Genomic DNA, 23,130 nt, shown 5'->3' with positions numbered 1-23,130 from the left:
TAAAGGTCGTGTCTCTAAAGGTTTTTTAAGGCGAAACATGGCATGTCTGCGTTTCGTGCGACGGCGCAGGCCATGAACGTAGATAAACCTGACGACATAACTGAGGACGTATACGTAGGCTTCGTGCGCTCGCTGTTTGAAAACGCGAGCCTGCTTTTCGTTGCCGCGTTTTCTCAGGCTGTTATCGGCACCCTGGTCTACTGGAAGTCGTCCGCTCCCATCTACATCGTTCTCACCATCCTGATGGTGGTGGTGACGCTTGGCAGATATTACGCCATCCAGCGGGTGAAGCGCGAAACCATCGTCACCTACCAATCGGCGCTGGAATGGGAGAGATATTATCTCATCGCGGGCACCATTCACGGATCGGTGGTCGGGTTCTTCGCGTTTACGTGCCTTTACATCGCGCCTGATCTTTTCGGCGAAGTTGCCGCGATCTCCATGGTCCTGGCGAGCGCCATCACGATCGCCGGCCGAAACTTCGGCTCGCGCAAGATGGTCGTCATCCTGACCGTCTCGGTCATCGCGCCGATTGCGCTTGGCCTGATGCTGAAAGGCGACTTCTACAATTTCATCCTCGGCCTGTTCATCGTCCCCTTTATTTTCACCATCAACACCATGGCGCGCATCGTGCGCACGGTGCTTTTCACCGCGATCAGCGAAGAGAAGAAGGCGACGCGACTGGCCCAGCGCTTCAATCGCGCGCTCAACACCATGTCGCATGGCCTCATCATGCTGGCTCCAGATGGACGCGTTGTGGTTGCCAATGCCGAAGCCGCGCACCTGATGTCGTTGAAATCCCAGGACCAGTTGCTGGGCCGTTCGGTCCACTCGCTGCTCATGCGCGGCGTAGCGGGCGGTATGCTGACGGCAAAGGACTGCCAGTATGTCGAAGCGCAACTGACGAGGGCTTTGCGCGAAGGCCGGGACCGCAAGGTCCTTGTCGGCTTTTCCAACGGACAGCACTACGAGTTTTCCGCCCGCGAAGGCAGCCAGGAACTCGGCGTCATCACCTTTGAAGACGTCACCGCGCGTGTGGAAGCTGAAGAGCGCATCCGCTTCATGGCGCGCTATGACAGCCTCACCGGGCTGATCAACCGGGCTTATTTCCACGAATTGGTCGAAGAGTGCATGTCGTCGGGCAACCGCGACCGCTTCTGCGCGCTTGCCGCGATCGACCTCGACGATTTCAAGAGCGTCAACGATACACTCGGCCACCCTGTCGGCGACGGATTGATCTATGCCGTTGCCGAACGGCTGACATCCTTCTCGGCGCCGGGCGTCAAGGTCAGCCGCTTTGGCGGCGATGAATTCATGATCTTCTTTGATCGCGTCGAAAGCGAAGGCGATCTCGGCCGCATTCTGGACGACATCTTCGCCGGCCTGCAGGGCGAGGTGGATGTCGCCGGCCATGTCTTGCGCATTCAGGCCAGCGCCGGTGCTGTCATGGCGCGCGTGGAGCACAGCGACGTGGACGAGATGATCGTCAAGGCCGACCTTGCGCTCTACAAGGCCAAGGAACTTGGCAAGAACGGCTGGCGCATGTTCGAGTCTTCGATGGACGCGGCCTTCCGCAACCGCCAGATGATGAAGGCCGACCTGCGCAGCGCCGTCGAAGCCAACAGCCTGCGCGTCGTTTACCAGCCGATCGTCTCCATGACGACCATGCGCATCGCCGGGTGCGAAGCGCTCTGCCGCTGGGACCATCCCGAACTCGGGCCGATTTCACCCAGCGTGTTCATTCCGCTGGCCGAGGAAATGGGCATCATTTCCGACATCAGCACCTTCGTTCTCAACGCGGCTTGCGCCGAATGCGCAAAGTGGCCGGAAAACACCAACGTCTCGGTCAACCTGTCGGCACGCGACTTCCGCAACCGCAACGTCATCCAGAAGGTGCGCGACGCGCTTGCCAGTACCGGTCTCGCTCCCGAGCGGCTGGAGGTGGAAGTCACCGAAACCGCGCTGCTTGACGACAAGTCCGCCACGCGCGAACTCATCCAGGAGTTGAAGGGCCTTGGCGTGCGCATTGCGCTGGACGATTTCGGCACCGGCTATTCCAGCCTGAGCTACCTGCACAAGCTGCCGCTCGACAAGGTCAAGATCGACCGCTCGTTCCTCGTCGACCTGACCTCCCAGTCGAACTCGCTGGTTCTGCTGAAGGGTATCGTTGACCTGACCCGCACGCTTGGCCTGACCATCACCATCGAAGGGGTCGAGAACTTCGAACAGTTGAAGGTCCTGATGCAGTCCATCCGCCCGGATCTCGTGCAAGGGTTCCTGTTCGGCTCCGCACTGACGGCGGCTGGTATCGAGACCATGTCGACGACCGTGTGGCCCTTCGCCCGCGAACTGCGTTCCGGAAGCCAGCGCGCAATCAACTGACCCGTTCCCGGAGCGTGATGCCGGGCGTGTGACCCGTCTGGCGGCAATCTCCTGGTTTGCGCCTGATAATCATAGCAATCGCGCCGGCGATCAAAGGTCCAGCCAAGAATCTGCGGCCTGTCATCCACCATTGCGCAGACTTCATTTTGATCTCGTCGTTGTCTACGGATCGCGGCGGATTATTAACCTTAATATAATGTAAATGACTTGGCGCTAATTTTTCCTTTTTACCAGACCCCGCGATCGGATAGCTTGAAAAGTGCGGCGGATAGAGAGGGAATGACATGTCGGTTGCGGCGACCGAGGGACTAGTGCGCGTTGGTGACGCGTATCCGGATCCCAAAAGAATATCTTCTTTTTCCAGAAACATATCCGATCTGCTCGAGCATATTGAATACAGAAGGTGTGAATCCGGAGAAGATCTCGAAGCGATCTACCGCCTTCGCTACAAGGCCTATCATCTCAACGGCTTTCTTCCCGAGAGCCGCGAACAGAAGATGTCGGATGACTTCGACGACACCTCGAACAGTTACAAGTTCGGCGTTTTCATCGACGACAATCTGGTTTGCACGGTTCGCATCCATCATCTGAGCCCGCAAGAGCCTTACGGGCCGGCCATGACGACTTTTGGCGACGTGCTCCAGCCTCGTCTGGATCGCGGCGAGAGCTTCATCAATCCCACGCTTCTTGCGGCGGACCCGGAACTTGTCGCCTCGTACAAGGCCTTGCCTTATGTCACGCTGCGGCTTGGCTTGCTGGCGAGCGTGCATTTTGACGCCACAGCATGCATCGGCGTGATCCGCGAGGAACATACGGCCTTCTATCGCCGGATTTTCGGAGCGGTGCAGGTGGGTGAACCTCGCCCCTATCCGCCCTTTACGGTGCCGGTCATGCTTTATGACGCCAATGTCGCGGCAAATCGCAACTGGATCCTGCGCCGCTTTCCGTTCTTCCATTCAACGGCAGCCGAGCGGCGCATGCTGTTTGCGAAGCCGCGCAAGGGCGAACTCGCACCTTTGACGATCCTGCCGACCGCGAAATATTTCTACGACGCGGCCTGAGCGCAAGTCTTACGGCGCGTTGCCCTTGTAGGTGACGCGCCAAAGCGTGCCGCTGCCGTCCTCGCTGACGATCAGGGAACCGTCCCGGGCCGCAGCCACCCCAACAGGCCGGCCCCACACCTCTTCGTCCGACACGACAAAGCCGGTCATGAAATCCTCGTATTCACCGGTCGGCTTTCCGTTTTCGAACATCAGCCGCACCACTTTGTAGCCGGTGCGGACGCCGCGGTTCCACGAACCGTGCAGGGTCACGAACGCGTCGCCCCTGAAGTCAGCCGGAAACTGGCTGCCTTCGTAGAAGGAAATGCCGAGCGGCGCCGAGTGCGCCTGGAACAGCACGTCCGGAACCGTCACATGGCTGGCGAGGTCGGGGCGGGCATTGGCATGGCGCGGGTCTTCATGACCGCCGATGTAGTACCAGGGCCAGCCATAGAAAGCGCCTTCCTTGACGCTCGTCGCATAGTCGAACGGGACGTTGTCGCCAAGGCCGTCGCGCTCGTTGACCGCACACCAGAGCGCACCGGTCTCGGGCTGCACGGTCATCCCGGAACAGTTGCGCAAGCCTGTCGCGGCGATGCGTTCATTGTCGCCGTCCGGATCGAAGGCGAGCACGGCGGCACGCTTTTCCTCATTGCCCCAAAGCGCCCCAAGCGGTTGCTGTTCGGCCCAGGCCTCGATGCCGCCAGCAGGTTGTTGGCCGATGCCTTCAGCGACATTGGACGCCGAGCCGACCGACACATAGAGCGTCTGGCCGTCAGGAGAGAAGGCAAGGTCGCGGGTCCAGTGCCCGCCGCCCGGCAGCCGCTTGACCATCACCTCCGCGTCGCCGGAAGCTTCGAGATCGCCGGCCTTGTAGGCAAAGCGCACCACATTGTTCGAATTGGCGACGTAGACCCATTCCGGCTTGTCGGCAGGATAGAATGCGATGCCGTAGGGTTGTCGCAGTCCACTTGCGAAGACCGCTTGCTCTAGGGGTTTGGCGCTGCCTTCGCCGAGGCGATAGACCCTGATCTGGTTGGCGCGTGAATCGGCGACGAAAATGTCTCCGTTCGGCGCGATCCGCACGGTGCGGGGATTGCGGATGCCCGAGGCAATCATTTCAGCGGAAAAACCCGCAGGCAATTGCGGGCCGGCTTCGGGCGGCATCGCTGCCCGGTCCGCGCCGTTGGATGCCGAGTCAGTGGCGTATGGAGCTTGCAGGTCGTCGGGAACGATGAGCCGCCGCACGCCGGGCTTGTCGCCCCGCCAGTCGCCGAATGCGGCTTCGCCCTTCAATAGGGTTGTGTTCTGCGCAAAAGCGGTTGTCGCTGCCAGCAAGAGGGGAAGGGTCAGTAGCGCAATCTGCTTCAATCCGTTGCTCCGTGGGTTGACCAAGGGCGCAACGTAGGAGGAGGACGGTCGTTCCGCATCACACGTCGATGTGAACGGAGTTGAACGTGGCTATGCGTCGTCGCCGCTGAATTCCTCATCGAGACGCTTTTCCAGTTCAACGAGATCGTCGGGCAAGGGCAGGCCCATGGCGCGCAGTTCCCTCAGTTTTTCGTGCAACTGCTCCTGCGTCTCGTAATTATCCTCGGGCTGGTTGACCATTTGCTCGAGCAGCAGGCTGATCCTGGCCTTGATTTCTTCCAGTGCCATTGATGCCTCCTTGGTGGCCCGCAGGACTGCACTCAGCGCAGCAAGCGCGTGATAAGCTGGGCTGTATAGTCAACCATCGGCACGATGCGGGCATAGTTGAGGCGCGTTGGACCGATCACGCCCAGTGCGCCCACCACGCGCGCATCCTTGTCGCGATAGGGCGCCACCACCAGCGACGATCCCGACAGCGAAAACAGCTTGTTTTCCGAGCCGATGAAGATGCGCACGCCCGGTCCCTGCTCGGCCATGTCGAGCAACTGGATCAGCCCGTCCTGGGTTTCCAGATCGTCGAACAGGTGCCGAAGCAGGTCGAGATCGGCTTGCGCCGTCACGTTCTCCAGAAGGTTGGCCCTGCCGCGCACGATCAGACGCGCCGGCAGCCCGGTTTCGGAACCAGCCCAGAGCGCAAGACCCTTTTCAACAAGATCCTGCGACAGCGTGTCGAGCGCCGCCCGCGTTTCCTCCTTGATCCGCGCGATCTCGGTGCGCACCTCGGCCAGGGTTCGGCCGCGGATATGGGCGTTGAGGAAGTTGGAGGCCTCATGCAATTGCGAGACGGTGACGCCGGCAGGCAGGTCGATGACGCGGTTTTCGACATCGCCGTTTTGCGAGACAAGGACGGTCAGCGCCTTGGTCGGCTCAAGCTGGATGAATTCGATATGTTTCAGCGCGGCTTCGTTCTTGGCTGCCAGCACCAGCCCCGCGCCGCGCGAAACCCCGGACAGCATCTGGCTTGCTTCCGTCAGCATGTGTTCCAGCGAGGATTCGGTGCCGGAAGCCTTGATCTGCGCCTCGATGCTGCGGCGCTCGTCGTCGGAAAGGTCGCCAAGTTCCATGAAGGCATCGACGAAGAAGCGCAGGCCAGCCTGCGTCGGCAGGCGGCCGGCCGAGATATGCGGCGCGTAGACAAGGCCGAGATGCTCGAGGTCGCTCATCACGTTGCGGATCGTCGCCGGCGACAGTGACGACGGCAGGATGCGCGACAGGCTGCGCGAACCAACCGGTTCGCCGTCCCTCAGATAGGATTCGACGATGCGCCGGAATATGTCGCGCGAGCGCATGTCCAGCGATTGGACTGCGGGCGAATGCAGGGTCGGATCGGCAATCGGTTTCGTCATCTGCGGTTTTCTGGCCGTGGCTTCCAAGTCAAGGATATAGACTTGGGTCGGCCAAGCGCAAGCCGGGGCGTTTTCCTTTGCGCCCCGCTTTGCATACGGCTACAAGCCCGCCAGGAATCCGGACAATTGCCAGAAAGAGGCCCGAATGCGCCCCTCCAAACGCCAGCCCGACGAAATGCGGGCCATCTCCTTCGAACGGGGCGTCTCCAAGCACGCCGAGGGCTCTTGCCTGGTCAAGTTCGGCGACACGCACGTGCTTTGCACCGCAAGCCTTGAAGAGAGGGTGCCCGGCTGGATGCGCAACACCGGCAAGGGCTGGGTGACGGCTGAATACGGCATGCTGCCGCGTTCGACCGGCGACCGCATGCGCCGCGAAGCCTCTGCCGGCAAGCAGGGTGGCCGCACGCTTGAAATCCAGCGCCTCATCGGCCGTTCGCTGCGCGCCGTCGTCGACATGCAGGCGCTCGGCGAACAACAGATCACCGTCGATTGCGACGTGCTGCAGGCCGATGGCGGCACCCGCACCGCCTCGATCACTGGCGGCTGGGTGGCTCTCTATGATTGCCTGCGCTGGATGGAAGCGCGCCAGATGGCAAGTGTGCAGCGGGTGCTGAAGGACCATGTCGCCGCCATCTCCTGCGGCATCCATGACGGCCAGCCGGTCATCGACCTGGATTATCTGGAAGATTCCTCGGCCGGCACCGACGCCAATTTCGTTATGACCGGCAAGGGCGGCATCGTCGAGATACAGGGCACGGCGGAAGGCGAGCCGTTCTCGGAAGCGCAGTTCACCGAGCTTATGGTGCTTGCCAAGAAGGGCATTGCGCGTCTCGTCAGCCTGCAGCAGATGGCGGTGGCCTAGGCGGCTTGCGATGACCCCATCCGCCATCCTCGAATCCGCACTCTACGTCACCGATCTCGACGCGGCGGAAAGCTTTTATGGCGGTATCCTTGGTCTGGAACGCATTGCCAAGGTCGGGGGCAGGCACGTCTTCTTTCGCTGCGGCTCGGGTGTGATTTTGCTGTTCAATGCAGAGGCGACGAAAATTCCGCCGCCGCCCGATGCCCGCCTGCCGGTGCCGCCGCATGGCACGGTCGGGCAGGGACATCTGTGTTTTGCCGCAAGCGCCGACGAGATCGAACGCTGGCGTGCGCGTCTGGTCGAACTGGGGGTGGAAATCGAGGCCGATTTTCACTGGCCAGCCGGTGGACGTTCAATCTATTTCCGTGACCCTTCCGGCAATTCGCTGGAATTCGCCGAACCGAAGATCTGGAATCTGTGATGCACAAACTGGATGGCCGCAGGATCGTCATTGCCAGCCACAACGCCGGCAAGCTGCGCGAATTCGCCGACCTCATGGGTCCGTTCGGCTTCGAAGCGAAATCCGCCAAGGAATACGGCCTGCCCGAACCCGACGAAACCGGCACGACTTTCGAGGAAAACGCCTACATCAAGGCTTTCGCGGCGGCCAAGGCCACCAATCTGCCGGCTCTTTCCGATGATTCCGGCCTGTGCGTAGATGCGCTCGATGGCGCGCCGGGCGTCTACACCGCCAACTGGGCCGAACTGCCGGATGGCAGCCGCGACTTCGCCATGGCCATGCAGCGCACGGAAGTGGCGATGCAGGAGGTCGGCGCCAGGGAACAAGCACAACGCACCGGCCGTTTCGTTGCCGTCATTTGCCTCGCCTTTCCCGATGGGCAGGCCGAATATTTCCGTGGCGAGGTCGAAGGCACGCTGGTGTGGCCGCCGCGCGGGGAACTCGGCTTTGGCTATGATCCGGTGTTCCTGCCAAACGGCTTCGACAAGACCTTCGGCGAGATGAAGGCCGAGGAAAAGCACGGTTGGAAACCGGGGCAGGCGACTGCCTTGTCGCATCGCGCCCGCGCCTTCCAGAAATTCGCGCAAGCGAGGTTGGACGTCGCCTGATCATGCAGTTGGATCGCTCACCCGGGTTCGGGGTCTACATTCATTGGCCGTTCTGCGCGGCCAAATGCCCTTACTGCGATTTCAACAGCCATGTCCGCCACCAGCCGGTGGATCAGGAGCGCTTTGCCAACGCCTTTGCCACCGAGCTTGCCACCATGCGCGCCCGCACAGGTCCGCGCGAGGTCACGTCCATCTTCATTGGCGGCGGTACGCCTTCGCTGATGAAGCCGGAAACCGTTGGCGCTGTTCTGGATGCGGTGGCGAAAAACTGGACGGTGCCCGCCGGCATCGAGGTGACGCTGGAAGCCAACCCGTCATCGGTCGAGGCCGAGCGTTTTCGCGGCTACCGCGCTGCCGGCATCAACCGCGTTTCCCTTGGCGTGCAGGCGCTGAACGATGCCGATTTGCGTTTTCTCGGCCGGTTGCACAATGTCGAGGAAGCCTTGCACGCCATCGGTCTCGCCCGCGAAATTTTCCCGCGCCTATCGTTCGACCTGATCTACGCTCGGCCAAACCAGACCCCGGAGGCGTGGGCGGCAGAACTTGAGCAGGCGATTAGGCACGCCGCCGACCACCTGTCGCTCTACCAGCTCACCATCGAGGACGGCACGCCTTTCTCAAAACTGCATGCGGCGCACAAGTTCGAGATCCCCGATCCCGACCATGCCGCCGACCTCTATGCCGTCACCCAGGAAATTACCGCCGCGCGCGGTCTGCCGGCCTATGAGATTTCCAACCATGCCCGCCCCGGAGCGGAGAGCCGCCACAACCTGACCTACTGGCGCTACGGCGAATATGTCGGCGTCGGCCCGGGCGCGCACGGGCGCTTTGTCGAAAATGGCACACGCATCGTCACCATTGCCGAGAAGATGCCGGAAAGCTGGGCCGATCTGGTCGAACGCAAGGGTCATGGCATCATCGACGGCGAGGTGCTGAGCCGGTCCGAAGAGGCCGACGAGTTCTTGCTGATGGGGCTTCGCCTCGTCGAAGGCATCGATCTGGCGCGCTACGAACGCCTTTCAGGTCGCGGCCTTTCCTCGTCGCGGCTATCGATCCTGCAGGATGAGGGACTGGTCGCCTCCATCGGCAATTCCCGCTTGCGCGCCACGCCATCCGGCATGATCGTGCTTGATGCACTGGTTGCCGATCTGGCGCGGTAACGCTCAGGCGTTGTGCTTGTTGCGGTGTTTGGCGTTGTGTTTCTCGGAGAACGCCTCAGCGGCACGAACTGGCTTGGCGTCGGCCTTGTTGCTGTTGGCGCCGTACTTGTTGCCTGCCGGGTGTAGCGGCGGGGCGTCGCTTCGGGCGCTCTTCGTTTCGATCCGCGACATGAAAACGTCGAAGCGGTTGGGCATCGGTCGATCAGCGCTCCATTGCTTTGCCGGTCTTGCCAGCGCGTTTGGCCTCAAGCCGCTGCTTGTATGCCGCCCGTAACTGCTTGAGATTGTTGATGCCGTTGGCGCCGGACAACTTGCGGTCCGAGGCAAAGCGCTTGCGCCCGGCATAGTAGGGCTCGAAAGCATCCTGGATTTTCAGACTGTCCATCGTGTCCTCCTCGAGAATCGATGTCTAAATCCATGGTCGCCGGTTTCGTTCCGCACTGTGGCAAAGACATGGCGGTGAGGATGGAAAGCTGTGGGTTTTGCAACGCGGGCCAAGCCGTGCCAAACAGGGGCCGGCGAGGGTTTGAAATGGCCGGCGAAACAAAAAAACACAGCTACCTGATCGGCTCGACCGAAGTCCCGGCCCGCCCGCTGCAGCCGGCGTTGTATCTCGTTGCCACGCCCATCGGCAATCTGGCCGACATCACCTTGCGCGCTCTGGAAACGCTCGCCGCCGCCGACATCGTCGCGTGTGAAGACACCCGCGTTTCCCGCGTCCTGCTTGAGCGCTACGGCATCCGGCGGCGCACCACCGCCTATCACGAACACAATGCCGCCGAGGCCGGTCCACGGCTGATCGAGGCGCTGGAGGCCGGCCAAAGCGTGGCGCTGATCTCCGATGCCGGCACGCCGCTTGTCTCCGATCCCGGTTACCGGCTGGTTGGCGAGGCGCTGGAGCGCGGCTTGCGCGTCGTGCCAATTCCGGGGCCTTCTGCGGCGCTGGCAGCCCTCACGGCGTCCGGCTTGCCGTCCGATGCCTTCCTGTTCGCAGGCTTCCTGCCGGTAAAGGCCGGCCAGAAACGCACCCGACTGGAAGAACTCCGTGCCGTGCCCGCGACCTTGATCTTCTTCGAATCGCCGCGTCGACTGGCCGAGACGCTTGCCGCGATGGCGGAAACGCTGGGCGACACGCGCAAGGCCGCCATCGGCCGCGAACTCACCAAGGCTTTCGAGGAAATGCGGCTTGGTTCGCTTCGTGAGCTTGCCGATCATTATGCTGCCGCCGACACGCCCAAGGGCGAAATCGTCATCTGCGTCGGTCCGCCTGATACTGAGGCCCAAGCGCCTGCCGACATTGACAGCCTGCTTCTGTCGCTTGCCGCCGAATTGCCGGCCTCCAAAGCCGCAGCCGAGGCGGCGAAGATGACGGGAACCAGCAAGCAGGACCTCTATCGCCGCCTGCTGGAACTGAAAGCGAATGCCTGACACCGGAACCGCCGGCCGTCGCAAGGCCTATCGGCGCGGTCATCACGGCGAATGGTTGGCGGCGCTCGCGCTGATGCTGAAGGGCTATCGCATTCTTGCCCGCCGCTACCGCACGAAACTGGGCGAGATCGACCTGATTGCCCGTCGCGGCGACCTGATCCTCATCGTCGAGGTAAAGGCGCGGCGTTCGCTGGTCGAAGCGATGGAGGCGATCGCGCGTGAATCCGAACGCCGCATCGAAGGCGCAGCCGACTTGTGGCTTGTGCGCCAACCCGACTATGGCCGCCTGTCCGTGCGCTTCGACATGGTGGCGGTTCTGCCCCGGCGCTGGCCCGTGCATGTGGAAAACATTTTCCAGGGCAGGAATTGAGCCGCAAGTCCGGGCAACGGCACCGGAACAGCTAGCCACCCTAGCCGCTGATGCGGAATCCGACCGGCACGCCTGCGGTGTCGGCTGCCTCGGCCCTCACATCGGCCACAACCGCGCCGCTCGGACCTTCCCAGAACCGTTCCAGCATCATAGCAACCGCGCCGTCGGACCCGGCCACGAGCGCCTGCACCGAGCCGTCCGGCTCGTTGCGCACCCAGCCATTGAGGCTAAGTCGCTCGGCCTCCTGTCGTGTCCAGAAGCGGAAGCTCACCCCTTGCACGCGCCCGCTTATGCGCACCAGCACTGCACGTGTCATCGCCGGGTCACCCGCATTGGCAGGCCTCCTTGCGGCTGCGTGGTCAATTTCTGCACCGGCCACGGGTTGGTCTCGGACACAGTCTCGAACCGGAAACGTGACAGAAGGATGGCGAGCGCGATGATCGCCTCTTGCATGGCGAAGGACGCACCGATGCAAACGCGCGGGCCCGCGCCGAACGGCAGATACTGGTAACGGTCGATCTTGTCGCGATTGCCGGGATGGAAGCGCTCGGGCAGGAAGGCGTCCGGCTGGTCCCACAGCTTGCGGTGGCGATGCACCACCCACGGCATCACCAGCACGGCGGCCTTGGGAGGAATGTAGAGCCCCTTGTAGGTCTCCGGCTCGATCGGTTCGCGGTTGATGGAAGGGGCGGGCGGATAGAGCCTCAGCGCCTCGTCAAAGGCCGCGCGTGTCAGCGGCATCGCTTCCAGCCATTTCACCGGGTCGGGTTCGCGAGCGAGAACCGCATCGATCTCCCGTTCGATCCGCTCGCGCTCCCACGGCGCTTCGGCAAGGCAGTAAAGCGTCCACCCTAGCGCCCGCGCCGTCGTCTCGTGGCCTGCGCCGATGAAGGTGATGATGTTGTCTTCGATCTCCGCGCGCGTCAGCCCGTCCGGTCCTTCGGCGCGCAAAAGCAGCGTCAGGAAATCCTGCGGTGCACCGTCCGGGTCGCGTTTCAGGCGCTCTTCGCGCATCGAAACCGTGTCGGTGACGATCTTGCGGAAATAGGCCATCGTCTTTCGCCCGCGAATGCGGGTCAGGCGCGGCAGCCAGTCCGGCGCGCGCAACAGGTCGAGCGGATCGACCCGGCCCATCGTCTCGAACAGATGGTCGATCTCCTTGGCGAAGCTGCCCGGTTCGCCCGCAATCTCGCCCGAAAACAGCGTTTCGGCGAGGATGTCATAGGTCAGCATCGTCATGTCGTGGGCGATGTCCGAAACCGCGCCGTCCTCGTAGCGCTCGACAAACTCGAGCGTCCGCTTCAGCATCGGTCCCGCGAAGCCGAAGATGTTGCGTGGCGTGAATACCGGCGCCATCGCTTTGCGCGAACGCTTCCAGACATCGCCCTCGGCGGTCAAAAGCCCATCGCGCAGGATCGGGCGCAGGATTTTCTGGCGCACCGTCGCCATCTTGTAGTTCTTGGCGTTGTCCACGAGCACGTGCCGGATCAGGCCCGGATCGTTGGCGATCACCAATGGCCCGCCGACACCGGTCACCGAAATCCACGGTTCATTGTAGGAAGGCTCGCCCCACAATTCGAGCGGATTGCGGTAGACGATGCGGATCATCTCCAGCGTCGATGGCGGCTTGGTGCGCGGCCTGGGGGCCGGCGGCACGAATGGGGCAGGTTGTGCGTCCATTGTCTGCTCTCTTGAAAGCGGAATGTAGGTGCCGACGGGCAAAGCGTCCATAGCAGCGGGGCACTTGCGGTTACCGAAAGGTGCCTTCTTGCCTGCCCTGCGGTTGAGCCCTATCTCGCGGTCACCACAGGATACCGCCCACAGGGTATCGCATTGAAAGGGACTGAACCTTGAAGCATCGCCTCGCCATCATCATCGGCTCGACCCGCCCCGGCCGCGCCGGCCCCGTTTTCGCCGAATGGCTGGAGGCGTTTGCGCGCAAGCACGGTAAATTCGAGCCGGTCCTCACTGACCTCGCGGAGTTTGATCTGCCTTTGCTGGACGAACCGCATCACCCGCGGCTTGGCAAATACGAGAAAGAACACACCAAGGCATGGTCGAAGGCGGTCGATGCCGCCGATGCCTTCGTCTTCGTCACGCCTGAGTATAATTACTACGCCGCCCCGGCCATCGTGAACGCGGTCGATTACCTTACGCGCGAATGGCAGTACAAGCCGGCTGCTTTCTTCAGCTATGGCGGCGTGTCCGGCGGTCTGCGCGCGGTGCAGGCGGTGAAGCCGCTGCTCACCACCGTCAAGATCATGCCGATCCCGGAAGCCGTCGCGATCCCGATGTACCAGAAAAGCCTAGACGAAGACGGTGTCTTCCAGCCTTCCGAGCAGGTGACAACGGGTGCGGAAACCATGCTGAACGAACTGCATCGCTGGAGCCTGGCGCTGAAGCCGATGCGCGCCGGCTAGCCTGTCTCCGCAAGCGTTGCCGGTCTTGCTTTCTCCAGCCGCTGCCCGCTTGGCGTCACCTGTGGTCAAATGCCCGGAAAGCTTGGAAAATCGCCTCTGAACGCCTATATCTTGGTGCATCAGACAGTGCGATTCGAGGCGTGTTTTTCGCGCCTCCCGTGCAGCTTCGAGAAAACAGGTTTTCATGAGCGATCAGTCCGAGAACGACAACGGCGCGCAGGCCGAATACGGTGCCGATTCCATCAAGGTTTTGAAGGGGTTGGACGCCGTTCGCAAGCGGCCGGGCATGTATATCGGCGACACCGACGACGGCTCAGGCCTGCACCACATGGTCTACGAGGTCGTCGATAACGCCATCGACGAAGCGCTGGCCGGCCACGCCACGCTGGTGACCGTGACGCTTAATCCCGATGGTTCGTGCACCGTGACCGACAATGGGCGCGGCATTCCGACCGATATCCACAGCGGAGAAGGCATCTCGGCAGCCGAGGTCATCATGACCCAGCTTCATGCCGGCGGTAAATTCGACCAGAATTCCTACAAGGTTTCCGGCGGCCTGCATGGCGTCGGCGTTTCGGTCGTCAATGCGCTTTCGGTCTGGCTGAGGCTCAAGATTCGCCGCAAGGGCAGGGTTCATGAGATGAGCTTCACCCACGGCGTGGCCGACGCACCGTTGAAGGAAACCGGCGATGCGGGTGACGAAACCGGCACCGAAGTGTCCTTCATGCCGTCGCCCGACACCTTCACCATGGTCGAGTTTGACTACGACACGCTCGAGCATCGCCTGCGCGAACTGGCCTTCCTGAATTCCGGCGTGCGCGTGGTCCTGACCGACAAGCGCCATGCCGACATCGTGCAGCAGGAACTGCACTATGACGGCGGGCTGGAAGAGTTCGTGAAATATCTCGACAAGGCCAAGAAGCCGCTGATCGACAAGCCGATCGCCATTCGCGCCGAACGCGACGGCATCACCGTCGAGGTCGCGATGTGGTGGAACGACAGCTACCACGAGAACGTGCTGGCCTTCACCAACAACATCCCGCAGCGCGATGGCGGCACCCATCTGGCCGGCTTCCGCGGCGCGCTGACCAGGCAGGTCACCGGCTACGGCGAAAGCTCCGGCCTTACCAAGAAGGAAAAGGTTGGCCTGATCGGCGACGACTGCCGTGAAGGGCTGACGGCAGTGCTTTCGGTCAAGGTGCCTGACCCGAAATTTTCCTCGCAGACCAAGGACAAGCTGGTTTCGTCGGAAGTCCGACCGGTGGTCGAAGGTCTCGTCAACGAAGCTCTCGGCACCTGGCTCGAAGAACATCCCGCCGAAGGCAAGGTGGTGATCGAGAAGGTCATCCAGGCAGCGGCTGCGCGCGAGGCAGCGCGCAAGGCGCGCGATATCACCCGCAAGTCGACGCTTGGCGTCACGTCGCTGCCGGGCAAGCTGGCCGATTGCCAGGAGAAGGACCCGGCAAAGTCCGAACTGTTCATCGTCGAGGGTGACTCCGCCGGCGGCTCCGCCAAGGGCGGACGCTCGCGCCAGAACCAGGCCATCCTTCCGCTGCGCGGCAAAATCCTCAATGTCGAGCGGGCGCGTTTCGACCGCATGCTCTCGTCCGACATGATCGGCACGCTGATCACTGCGCTGGGCACGTCCATCGGCAAGGACGAGGTCAACGGCTTCAACATCGAAAAGCTGCGCTACCACAAGATCATCCTGATGACCGACGCCGACGTCGACGGCGCGCATATCAGGACGCTTTTGCTCACCTTCTTCTTCCGGCAGATGCCAGAGCTGATCGAGCGCGGCTATCTCTACATCGCCCAGCCGCCGCTCTACAAAGTCTCGCGCGGCAAGAGCTCGCAGTACCTGAAGGATGAAAGCGCCTTTGAGGAATACCTCATCGGCACCGGCCTTGAGGAAGCGGCCTTGACGCTGGGTTCCGGCGAAGTCCGCACCGGGCAGGATTTGCGCGTCGCGGTGGAAGATGCGCTGGCCGTTCGCCAGTTGCTGAACGGTCTGCACACCCGCTACAGCCGCCCCGTCGTTGAGCAGGCTGCCATTGCCGGCGGCCTTAACCCGGAACTCTTTGCGGACCTTGGCACAGCGAACGCCATGGCAGAGCGCATTGCCGAGCGGCTGGACATCATCGCAGAGGACACAGAGCGCGGCTGGAAGGGCTCGACCTCGCGTTCCAACGACGGCTCTGGAGGCTATGTGTTCGAGCGCACCGTGCGCGGCGTCAAGGAATATGTTCATCTCGACATGGGGCTGGTCAATTCGGCCGACGCGCGCCAGCTCGACAAGTTGGCTCCTCGCCTCATAGATGTTTACGGCCACCCGCCGGTGCTGCGTCGCAAGGAATCCAGCGAGACGATTTCTGGTCCGCTTGCTCTGCTCAATGCGGTCTTCGCAACCGGCCGCAAGGGCCTCACCATGCAGCGCTACAAGGGGCTGGGCGAGATGAACGCCGAGCAGCTTTGGGAAACCACGCTGGACCCTAATGTGCGTTCGCTGCTGAGGGTGAAGGTCAACGATGCCGCCGGTGCGGATTCGCTGTTCTCGCGCCTGATGGGCGACGAGGTCGAACCGCGCCGCGAGTTCATCCAGGACAACGCGCTAAGCGTCGCCAATCTCGACATCTGATCGTGAGGCCGTCGATCCGGCGGCCTTAAGCCATCTTGGCCAGCGCCTTAAGGAAAGCGACGCAGTCGGCATCGAGCGGGTCGTCAATCGGCTCCGGCTGCGATGACATCTTGACGATCACCGTCGCGGTCGATGGGTCTACGTAGAGCCATTGGCCGTGGATGCCGATGCCGCAGAATGTTCCGTCTCCCGGTTGATACCACTTGTTGCGATAGCGGCCGTTCGGAAACAGATGCACCATCTCTCCGCGTTGCCACGCGGCTGAACTGCCTGCGCTCGTGGTATCGCGAACCCAAGCTTGCGGAACGATCTGGCGTCCATTCGCCGTGCCGCCCTGCCGCATCATCTCGCCGACGCGGGCAAGGTCGCGCGGCGTCACCGACATTCCGCCGGCGGTGCGCGCCGCACCTTCCATATCGACCGTGACAGACGCCTCACTCTTGGCGCCAAGCGGCTGCCAAAGCTTCTCGCTCATCAGGTCGGGAATGCGTCGCCCGGTCGCGCGCTCGATGACGATGCCGAGCAGGTCGGAGTTGGGCGAGCGATAGCGGAATGTCTTGCCGTGATCTTCCGCTAGCCGGGGCAGCGTCATCAGGAACGATGTCAGGCTTTCCGTGCCGCCGCCCGGGTTCCACAACGTCGCCTTGCGATAGCGGCCATAGGCGCTGTCCGGGTCGGTATAGGCTTCGTCGATGTCGATGCTGACCACCATGTCGAGCACATGGCGCACGGTCGCATCGCCGTAAGCTGAACCCTTTGCCTCCGGCACGTATTGCGTCACCGGTGCGTCAGGGTCGAGCAGACCTTCACCCTCCACGATACCGGCGAGGATCGCTGTCAGCGATTTGCTGATCGAAAAGATGATATGGCGCGCGACCGGCTGCATGTGCGGCGAAAGCCAGTCTCCGACGATCTTGCCGTCCTTCATCACCGTCAGCGCGTCGGTATCCGAGCGCGCGAGAAAATCGGTGACCGTTTCCGTCCGTGATTTCAGCGCGAGTTTCTCGCCCAGCAAGCCACTCATGTCCTGCATCGGGGTTTCGCTGGCTTCAAGCGCAGAGATGCGGGCGCTGGGCACCAGTTCGCCGGCGTTCTGGAATGACCATTTGTTGAACGGATGGGTTCGCCAGTTGGCCAGCGTCACCTCGTCACGGCGAAAGCCGAATTGCGTCTCGAACGCGGTCGTCTGCTGCATCTTCTTGATTTCGTGTGTGTGTTCCAGCTAGGGCCGGGCATTCGCGCCCGGCCCATCGCAGGTCGCGGTTACTTCTGAAGTTCGGTCCAGATCTTGGTGTAAAGCTCCTGCACCGGCGGCTCGCAGGTGGTGAGGAACTCGCCCGCCTTTTCGAATTCCGGCGGCACGACGAGTTCTGGTGCCGATTGCATCTCTGCCGGCATGTACTGCATCGAACCCTTGATGCCGTTGGAGTACTTTGCAAAGGCCGAAATCATGGCCGCGTTTTGCGGGTCCATGATGAAATTCATAAACAGCTTCGCGTTTTCGACGTTCTTGGCATCCTTCAGGATCGCCACGCTGTCCATGAAGTAGGGGAAGCCTTCTTTCGGATAGCCGAACTTGATGTCGGGGTTCTTCTCGCGCGAACGCATGATTGCGCCGTTCCAGTAGTAAACAGCCGAGTAGTCGCCCGCCGGCAACTTTTCGGTGACGCTATAGTCCATCGCCAGCCACTTCGGCTTTGCTTCCACCAGCTTGTCGCGTACCTTCTTGAGCAGTTCACGATCTTCCGTGCACCATTCGCCGCCGAAATACTTGATGGTGGCGAACAGGACGTCATTCATCTCGGGCGCGACGTTGATCTTGCCTGCCAGTTCCGGCGGCGGGTCGAGCCAGATCGCGGAGGTGTTGATGTCGCCGCTATAGACCTTGGTGTTGACCCCGATGCCGGTCAGGCCCCACTGCCACGGCACGGTGTAGTGCCGGCCCGGATCCCACGGAACGTTCACCCAGCGCTCATCGACATTCTTGAAGTTTTCCATCTGGTCGGGGCGAGCTTCAAGCAACAGCCCTTCCTTGACCCAGATCTGCACATAGTTGGCGGAAGGGACCACGATGTCGAAGCCGTGGCCGCCGGCGCGCACCTTTGCAAGCGCGGTGTCGTTGGAGTCGTAGTCCGTGATGGTGACCTTGACGTCATAGGCCGCCTCGAACTTCTTTATCATTTCGGCGCTGGTGTAGTCGCCCCAGTTGAAAATGTTGAGCTCTCCCGCCGCCGAGGCGCTGCCGGCAAAGCCGACGACCGCCATTGCCGCTGTCGCGGCCAGTGTCTTCCATCTCATTTCTGCTCTCCCTTCGAGTTGTGATTGCCTATGTCTTGCGCCGGTTTACGAAGAAGAAAATTGTCACGAGCAGGACCGACAGGGCCAGGAACACGGTCGCTATGGCGTTGATTTCGGGGCTTGTTTCGCGCCGCAATTGCCCCAGCATGTAGGTCGGCAACGTATCTTGCCCGCCGGATTTGACGAATTCGGTGATGACCACGTCGTCGAGCGAAATGACGAAGGCCAGCATGAAGCCCGCTATGATAGCGGGTCTCAGCAGCGGCAGCGTTACATAGCGGAACGTCTTCCATGGCGTGGCATAAAGGTCGGCGGCCGCGCGTTCCATCGTCAGGTCCATGTCTTCAAGCCGGCCCCGGATCGGAAGATAGGCAAACGGAATGCAGAATGCCGTGTGAGCCAGGATCAGGTACCCCATGCCGGAATAGCCGGTCCAAACCTTGATGCGCGAAAACACGATCAGAAGCGCCACGGCGGTGACGATCTCCGGCACCATCAGCGGCTGGTTTATGAACGCGTATTTGAAGGTGAGGCCGGGATAGGGCCGGGTCCGGGTCGTTGCCAGCGCCGCCATGGTAGCCACGATCGTGGCCAGTGTCGCGGCCCATACCGCAAGCATGAGCGAGCGGATAGCCGCGTCCTGCACGGTCGAGTTGTTCCAGGCCGACACGAACCAGCGTAGTGAGAGGCCGTCCCAGCGCGACAGGGATTCCCCTGCGTTGAACGAATAGGCGACGAGGGCTGCGATCGGCAGATAGAGGGCGAAGAACGTCACCAGTGCCATGAAGCCGAAGCCCGGCTGCGCGCGGATGTCGAAGGTGCGTCTAGCCATGCCCGGCCTCCGACTTTGAGACATTGCGCACGTAGAAGAGCAGCGCGATCATCACCAGCACCATCAGCGTGATGGAAATGGCCGCGCCGAGCGGCCAGTTGCGGCCTGAGCCGAATTGCAGCTCGATCAGGTTGCCAAGCATCATGTTCTTGCCGCCGCCGAGAACGCGCGGGATGACATAGGCACCGAGTGAGGGAATGAAGACGAGGATTGATCCGGCGATCACGCCCGGTTTTACCAGCGGGAGGATGATGCGGCGCAGAACCTGCCAGCGGCTGGCGTAGAGATCGTAGCCTGCTTCGACCAGGCGGAAATCCAGCTTTTCCATGCTGGCGTAAAGCGGCAGCACCATCAGCGGCAGGTAGACGTAGACCATGCCGAGCAGGATGGCGACGTCGGTGTTCATGATCTGCAGCGGCCGCTCGAGAACGCCCAGCCAGATCAGCGCCGTGTTGACGAGTCCCTCGTTGCGGATCACCTGCTGCATCGCGAAGGTGCGGATCAACAGGTTTGTCCAGAATGGGATGGTGACGAGGAACACCCATATTTCACGCGTCGTTGGTGGTCTGGTCGAGATGAAATAGGCGGTTGGAAACCCGAAGATCAGCGTTAGCAGGGTGGTGTAGAAGGAAAGGCGGACGGAGCGCCACAGGATCGTCAGGTGAGCGTCGGCCAGTCCCAGAGTGTCGTCGAAGATGTCGCGCTGGAACAGGACCGAGGTCCAGCCGTCAAGGGAGAAGGTCCACGGCTTCACGTCGCCATAGTCGCCCTTCATCATGAAAGAATAGGCGAGCATGACGAAAAGCGGCCCGATGGCCGCGACGAATATGATTGCAAGGGCTGGTGCTGAGAGCAGCCAGCGGTCGCGAATGTCCTTTCGGTCGGCGGCGCGGGCAGTTTCCTCTGCGCTCGCCATCGTCAGTCTTTCAGCACTTGCGCGGCATCACCGCCGATGACGATACCGGCGCGGTCGCCTTGGGCGAGATCGACCGGGCCGCCGCGAGCGTTCTGGCGGCGTACGATGAAAGCGTCGCCGTCATCGAGCTTGAGGTGGAAATGCGTGTCGGTGCCGAGATAGACCACGTTCTCGACCACGCCGGAAAGCGAAGCCTTCTCATTGCCTGCGACCAGATGCGCGTGCTCCGGCCTAACGACAATGGTGACCTTGCCCGAGGGAGAGAAACCCGCCGGCAGCGAAGCAGGGATTTCAACACCGGATGACAGTTTCACCGTCGCGCGCCCGTTCGCCGCCCCGACCACTTCCGCCTTGAGGAAATTGGTCTCGCCGATGAAGTCGGCGACGAACCGTTCCGCCGGACGGTCGTAGATGTCGTGCGGCGTGCCGACCTGCAGGATTTTGCCAGACGACATCACCGCGATGCGGTCCGACATGGTCAGCGCCTCTTCCTGGTCGTGCGTGACGAAGATGAAGGTAATGCCGGTCTCGCTTTGCAGCCGCTTCAGCTCGATCTGCATTTCCTTGCGCAGCTTGTAGTCGAGCGCCGACAAGGGTTCGTCCAGCAGCAGGACTTTCGGCTGTGGCGCGAGTGCCCGCGCCAGCGCGACGCGCTGCTGCTGGCCGCCGGAAATCTGGCTGGTTCGGCGATTGGCGAGCGCTTCCATGCGCACCAGCTTCAGCATTTCAGCCACGCGCGCCTTGATCTCGGCCTTCGGCTTGCCGAGCATTTCGAGGCCAAAGCCGATATTCTGCGCTACGCTCATATGCGGGAAAAGCGCGTAGCTTTGGAACACGGTGTTGACCGGCCGCTTGAACGGCGGCAACGGCGCAATATCCTCGCCATAGAGCATGATTTCACCGGCGGTCGGGAAATCGAACCCGGCGATCAGACGCAGAAGCGTCGTCTTCCCGCAGCCCGAAGGTCCCAGCAGCGTGAAGAATTCATTTTCCCGAATGGAGACGGATACCGTGTCAAGCGCCGCAACCTGCGCTTCCCCGGCGCCGAAGACCTTGCGAACTCCGCGAACTTCGATCGCGTTCCTACCCGGCGTTTCCGGCACACAGCACCCCATTGTTTTGAGTCCGCTCTTTTCGGCGGGTCTCGCTCCGGTTCCAATTGTCACCACATGCCAAGTGGCTTGGCAACAGCACAGTTGAACCTCGATTCAAAAACCGACTGCCGCTCTGCACCGGCATCATGCCTGATACGTCACCTTGCCGCCGCAGACCGTGACCGCCACGTGCACCTTGTGCAGTTCTTCGGCGTCGATTGCTTCGATGTCGGCGGAAAGCACCGCCAGGTCAGCCATGTAGCCCGGTTTCAGCTTGCCTTTGCGATGCTCCAGGAAGCCGGCGTAAGCGCCTTCGACGGTATAGCCGGCAAGCGCCTCCTCGAGCGAAAAGCTCTGGTCCGGGTCTCCCTTTGCCCATGGTTTGCGCAGGATCGCTGCCTGCATGCCGAGGATCGGATCGATCGGCGATACCGGCCAGTCCGAAGCGAAAACGATGTGCGCGCCGGCATTCTTCAGCGTGCGCCACGCATAGCTGAGCGGCCAGCGGGCCGGGCCGATGCGCGAAACGGTTGGCTCCAGCGGAAACCCCATCGCGCCTGGCGGATGCGGCGGCTGCATCGAGGCGATCACGCCAAGTTCTGCAAAGCGTGGTATGTCGGAGGCGGCGATAACCTCGATATGTTCGACACGGTGGCGGCTGTCGCGCCGCCCGTTCGCCTTCTGCGCCGCCTCATAACCGTCGAGAACGGCGCGCACCGCTCCATCTCCGATCGAATGCACGGCAATCTGCAAGCCGCGCCTGTCGATCTCGACGGCAAGTTCCTTGAACTGCTGCGGGGTAAACAGCGGCTCGCCCACCCAGTCCGGGCGATCGGCGTAGGGCTCGATCATTGCCGCCGTCCAGGAATCGAGCACGCCGTCGTAGAAGACCTTCACTATGCCCGACGAAAGCCATTCGCCTTTGTAGTGCTCGGCCATCGTCGATGCCTTGTCGAGCATGTCGAGCGTCATGAAGTTCTTGAAGTGGAAAGGCACCTGCACCCGGCACGGCAGGCCGCCATCCTCTGCCTCGATCTCGGCCAGAAGCTCGAGCTGGTAGAAATTGCCGTCCATGTTCTGGATCGAGGTGATGCCGTGGCGCGCGCACCAGGCAAGCCCGCGCCGCATGATGGCGCGGTCGGCGTCCCGTTCAGCCTCCGTCGGCATCGGGTCCGGTTCGCCGCCCGTGGCAAGGCCAAGCCGCACACGGCTTTCGCCGGCCAGGTTGAGCACGGGACCGAATGCCTCTCCTTCGCGCAATTCGCCCGTTGCAAGTCCGTCCTCGCCCATGACGATTTCGTTGCCGGGGCCAAGAACCCGGCCATGCAGCACGCCGGCCATTTCCAGCGCCCTGGTGTTGGCCCACATCGTGTGGTGGTCGGGTGCGGCCATGCAGAAGGCGCGGTCGGGCAAGATGGCGTCCAGATGATGCCGGGTCACCCGCTCGCTGCCGAGCACGGTATAATCCACGCCTTGCCCAACGAGCATCGTTCCGTCCGGGCGGGTCGGTGCATAGGCGCGGATCGCCTCTTGGAGCGCCTCGAATCCGGTAACACCGAAGAGTTGCAGGTGCGCCAGTTCGGCCGCCCCGGAAAACAGATGCATATGGGCTTCGATGAAACCAGGAATGACCGAACCGCCATTCGCGTCGATCATCGTTGTCGCAGGCCCGCGCAGCGCATCAATCTCGGCGCGCGCACCGACCGCGAGGATCGAGCCGTCCCTGATCGCGATTGCCTCAGCCGTTGGGTGACCTTCATCCAAAGTCAGGATGCGAGCATTCGTTACGATCAGGTCCGCGATCAAAGCCATGAAACGCCTGCGAGGCTGTTGGCGAGGCAAGCA

The 23,130-nt window shown here is 62.0% G+C and carries 23 protein-coding genes and 1 pseudogene; 11 read left to right on the top strand and 13 right to left on the bottom strand.

Annotation, left to right across the window (positions count from 1 at the left end; translation table 11 throughout):
- Nucleotides 1-72 precede the first annotated feature (72 nt).
- On the top strand, nucleotides 73-2,382 hold the full coding sequence (locus ACODTY_RS10340) for a putative bifunctional diguanylate cyclase/phosphodiesterase (protein WP_488994256.1): 2,310 nt from the start codon (nucleotides 73-75) through the stop codon (nucleotides 2,380-2,382).
- Here the strand turns inward: ACODTY_RS10340 and ACODTY_RS10335 are convergent.
- Nucleotides 2,375-2,752, bottom strand: a complete 378-nt coding sequence (locus tag ACODTY_RS10335) for a hypothetical protein (protein ID WP_488994262.1) — start codon at nucleotides 2,750-2,752, stop codon at nucleotides 2,375-2,377. The genes ACODTY_RS10340 and ACODTY_RS10335 overlap by 8 nt on opposite strands.
- On the opposite strand from ACODTY_RS10335, the gene ACODTY_RS10330 reads away from it, so the two are divergent.
- A complete protein-coding gene (locus ACODTY_RS10330) occupies nucleotides 2,730-3,443 on the top strand; it encodes an N-acyl amino acid synthase FeeM domain-containing protein (protein WP_488994255.1) in 714 nt (237 codons plus the stop codon). The two genes, ACODTY_RS10335 and ACODTY_RS10330, sit on opposite strands and share 23 nt — an antisense overlap.
- Nucleotides 3,444-3,452: 9 nt before the next feature.
- Here ACODTY_RS10330 and ACODTY_RS10325 read toward each other — a convergent pair whose 3' ends face one another.
- The 3 genes from ACODTY_RS10325 to hrcA form a co-directional block, all read right to left on the bottom strand.
- Nucleotides 3,453-4,793: a PQQ-dependent sugar dehydrogenase gene (locus tag ACODTY_RS10325; protein ID WP_488994182.1), complete on the bottom strand. Its 1,341-nt coding sequence runs from the start codon at nucleotides 4,791-4,793 to the stop codon at nucleotides 3,453-3,455.
- 90 nt (nucleotides 4,794-4,883) lie between these two features.
- Nucleotides 4,884-5,081 carry a hypothetical protein gene (locus ACODTY_RS10320; RefSeq protein WP_488994181.1) on the bottom strand — a complete coding sequence of 66 codons (198 nt, stop codon included), beginning with the start codon at nucleotides 5,079-5,081 and terminating at the stop codon, nucleotides 4,884-4,886.
- Between the two features lie 32 nt (nucleotides 5,082-5,113).
- Nucleotides 5,114-6,199, bottom strand: a complete 1,086-nt coding sequence (gene hrcA, locus ACODTY_RS10315) for a heat-inducible transcriptional repressor HrcA (RefSeq protein ID WP_488994180.1) — start codon at nucleotides 6,197-6,199, stop codon at nucleotides 5,114-5,116.
- A 145-nt stretch (nucleotides 6,200-6,344) separates the two neighbouring features.
- On the opposite strand from hrcA, the gene rph reads away from it, so the two are divergent.
- The 5 genes and pseudogenes from rph to ACODTY_RS10290 all read left to right on the top strand — a co-directional run.
- Complete coding sequence (gene rph / locus ACODTY_RS10310; RefSeq protein WP_488994179.1) at nucleotides 6,345-7,061, top strand: ribonuclease PH; 717 nt, start codon at nucleotides 6,345-6,347, stop codon at nucleotides 7,059-7,061.
- 10 nt (nucleotides 7,062-7,071) lie between these two features.
- The gene (locus tag ACODTY_RS10305; protein WP_488994178.1) at nucleotides 7,072-7,482 is read left to right on the top strand and encodes a VOC family protein; all 411 of its coding nucleotides are present in this window, start codon (nucleotides 7,072-7,074) and stop codon (nucleotides 7,480-7,482) included.
- The gene (rdgB, locus tag ACODTY_RS10300) at nucleotides 7,482-8,129 is read left to right on the top strand and encodes an RdgB/HAM1 family non-canonical purine NTP pyrophosphatase (protein WP_488994177.1); all 648 of its coding nucleotides are present in this window, start codon (nucleotides 7,482-7,484) and stop codon (nucleotides 8,127-8,129) included. Before ACODTY_RS10305 ends, rdgB begins: the two co-directional genes overlap by 1 nt.
- Nucleotides 8,130-8,131: 2 nt before the next feature.
- Nucleotides 8,132-9,289: a radical SAM family heme chaperone HemW gene (hemW, locus tag ACODTY_RS10295; protein WP_488994176.1), complete on the top strand. Its 1,158-nt coding sequence runs from the start codon at nucleotides 8,132-8,134 to the stop codon at nucleotides 9,287-9,289.
- Between the two features lie 9 nt (nucleotides 9,290-9,298).
- Nucleotides 9,299-9,415: pseudogene (locus tag ACODTY_RS10290) on the top strand (EamA family transporter); the annotation flags it as partial.
- A 76-nt stretch (nucleotides 9,416-9,491) separates the two neighbouring features.
- Here the strand turns inward: ACODTY_RS10290 and ACODTY_RS10285 are convergent.
- Nucleotides 9,492-9,674: a hypothetical protein gene (locus ACODTY_RS10285; protein ID WP_488994175.1), complete on the bottom strand. Its 183-nt coding sequence runs from the start codon at nucleotides 9,672-9,674 to the stop codon at nucleotides 9,492-9,494.
- A 146-nt stretch (nucleotides 9,675-9,820) separates the two neighbouring features.
- Here ACODTY_RS10285 and rsmI point away from each other — a divergent pair, with 146 nt between their 5' ends.
- Nucleotides 9,821-10,717, top strand: a complete 897-nt coding sequence (gene rsmI, locus ACODTY_RS10280; protein ID WP_488994174.1) for a 16S rRNA (cytidine(1402)-2'-O)-methyltransferase — start codon at nucleotides 9,821-9,823, stop codon at nucleotides 10,715-10,717.
- Entirely contained in the window at nucleotides 10,710-11,087 is a 378-nt protein-coding gene (locus ACODTY_RS10275; RefSeq protein WP_488994173.1) for a YraN family protein, read from the top strand. Before rsmI ends, ACODTY_RS10275 begins: the two co-directional genes overlap by 8 nt.
- Nucleotides 11,088-11,127: 40 nt before the next feature.
- Here ACODTY_RS10275 and ACODTY_RS10270 read toward each other — a convergent pair whose 3' ends face one another.
- Nucleotides 11,128-11,403: an acylphosphatase gene (locus ACODTY_RS10270; protein ID WP_488994172.1), complete on the bottom strand. Its 276-nt coding sequence runs from the start codon at nucleotides 11,401-11,403 to the stop codon at nucleotides 11,128-11,130.
- On the bottom strand, nucleotides 11,400-12,767 hold the full coding sequence (locus tag ACODTY_RS10265) for a cytochrome P450 (protein ID WP_488994171.1): 1,368 nt from the start codon (nucleotides 12,765-12,767) through the stop codon (nucleotides 11,400-11,402). Before ACODTY_RS10265 ends, ACODTY_RS10270 begins: the two co-directional genes overlap by 4 nt.
- 170 nt (nucleotides 12,768-12,937) lie before the next feature.
- Here ACODTY_RS10265 and ACODTY_RS10260 point away from each other — a divergent pair, with 170 nt between their 5' ends.
- Both ACODTY_RS10260 and gyrB read left to right on the top strand, forming a co-directional pair.
- Nucleotides 12,938-13,507, top strand: coding sequence for an NADPH-dependent FMN reductase (locus tag ACODTY_RS10260; protein WP_488994170.1), 570 nt, complete (start codon nucleotides 12,938-12,940; stop codon nucleotides 13,505-13,507).
- Nucleotides 13,508-13,691: 184 nt separating this feature from the next.
- Nucleotides 13,692-16,145 carry a DNA topoisomerase (ATP-hydrolyzing) subunit B gene (gene gyrB / locus ACODTY_RS10255; protein ID WP_488994169.1) on the top strand — a complete coding sequence of 818 codons (2,454 nt, stop codon included), beginning with the start codon at nucleotides 13,692-13,694 and terminating at the stop codon, nucleotides 16,143-16,145.
- Nucleotides 16,146-16,170: 25 nt separating this feature from the next.
- Here the strand turns inward: gyrB and ACODTY_RS10250 are convergent, their stop codons facing one another.
- The 6 genes from ACODTY_RS10250 to ACODTY_RS10225 form a co-directional block, all read right to left on the bottom strand.
- Nucleotides 16,171-17,340, bottom strand: coding sequence for a serine hydrolase domain-containing protein (locus tag ACODTY_RS10250; protein ID WP_488994168.1), 1,170 nt, complete (start codon nucleotides 17,338-17,340; stop codon nucleotides 16,171-16,173).
- A 68-nt stretch (nucleotides 17,341-17,408) separates the two neighbouring features.
- Nucleotides 17,409-18,443, bottom strand: a complete 1,035-nt coding sequence (locus tag ACODTY_RS10245; protein ID WP_488994167.1) for an extracellular solute-binding protein — start codon at nucleotides 18,441-18,443, stop codon at nucleotides 17,409-17,411.
- Between the two features lie 28 nt (nucleotides 18,444-18,471).
- Entirely contained in the window at nucleotides 18,472-19,275 is an 804-nt protein-coding gene (locus tag ACODTY_RS10240; protein WP_488994166.1) for an ABC transporter permease, read from the bottom strand.
- Entirely contained in the window at nucleotides 19,268-20,191 is a 924-nt protein-coding gene (locus tag ACODTY_RS10235) for an ABC transporter permease (RefSeq protein ID WP_488994165.1), read from the bottom strand. The genes ACODTY_RS10240 and ACODTY_RS10235 overlap by 8 nt, the downstream gene beginning before the upstream one ends.
- A gap of 2 nt (nucleotides 20,192-20,193) precedes the next feature.
- A complete protein-coding gene (locus ACODTY_RS10230) occupies nucleotides 20,194-21,294 on the bottom strand; it encodes an ABC transporter ATP-binding protein (RefSeq protein WP_488994164.1) in 1,101 nt (366 codons plus the stop codon).
- A gap of 135 nt (nucleotides 21,295-21,429) precedes the next feature.
- Nucleotides 21,430-23,097, bottom strand: a complete 1,668-nt coding sequence (locus ACODTY_RS10225) for an amidohydrolase (RefSeq protein WP_488994163.1) — start codon at nucleotides 23,095-23,097, stop codon at nucleotides 21,430-21,432.
- Between the last annotated feature and the right edge of the window lie 33 nt (nucleotides 23,098-23,130).

It is taken from the genome of Mesorhizobium sp. FG116 (genome assembly GCF_057809835.1).
This window is presented reverse-complemented; position numbering and strand designations above follow the sequence as displayed.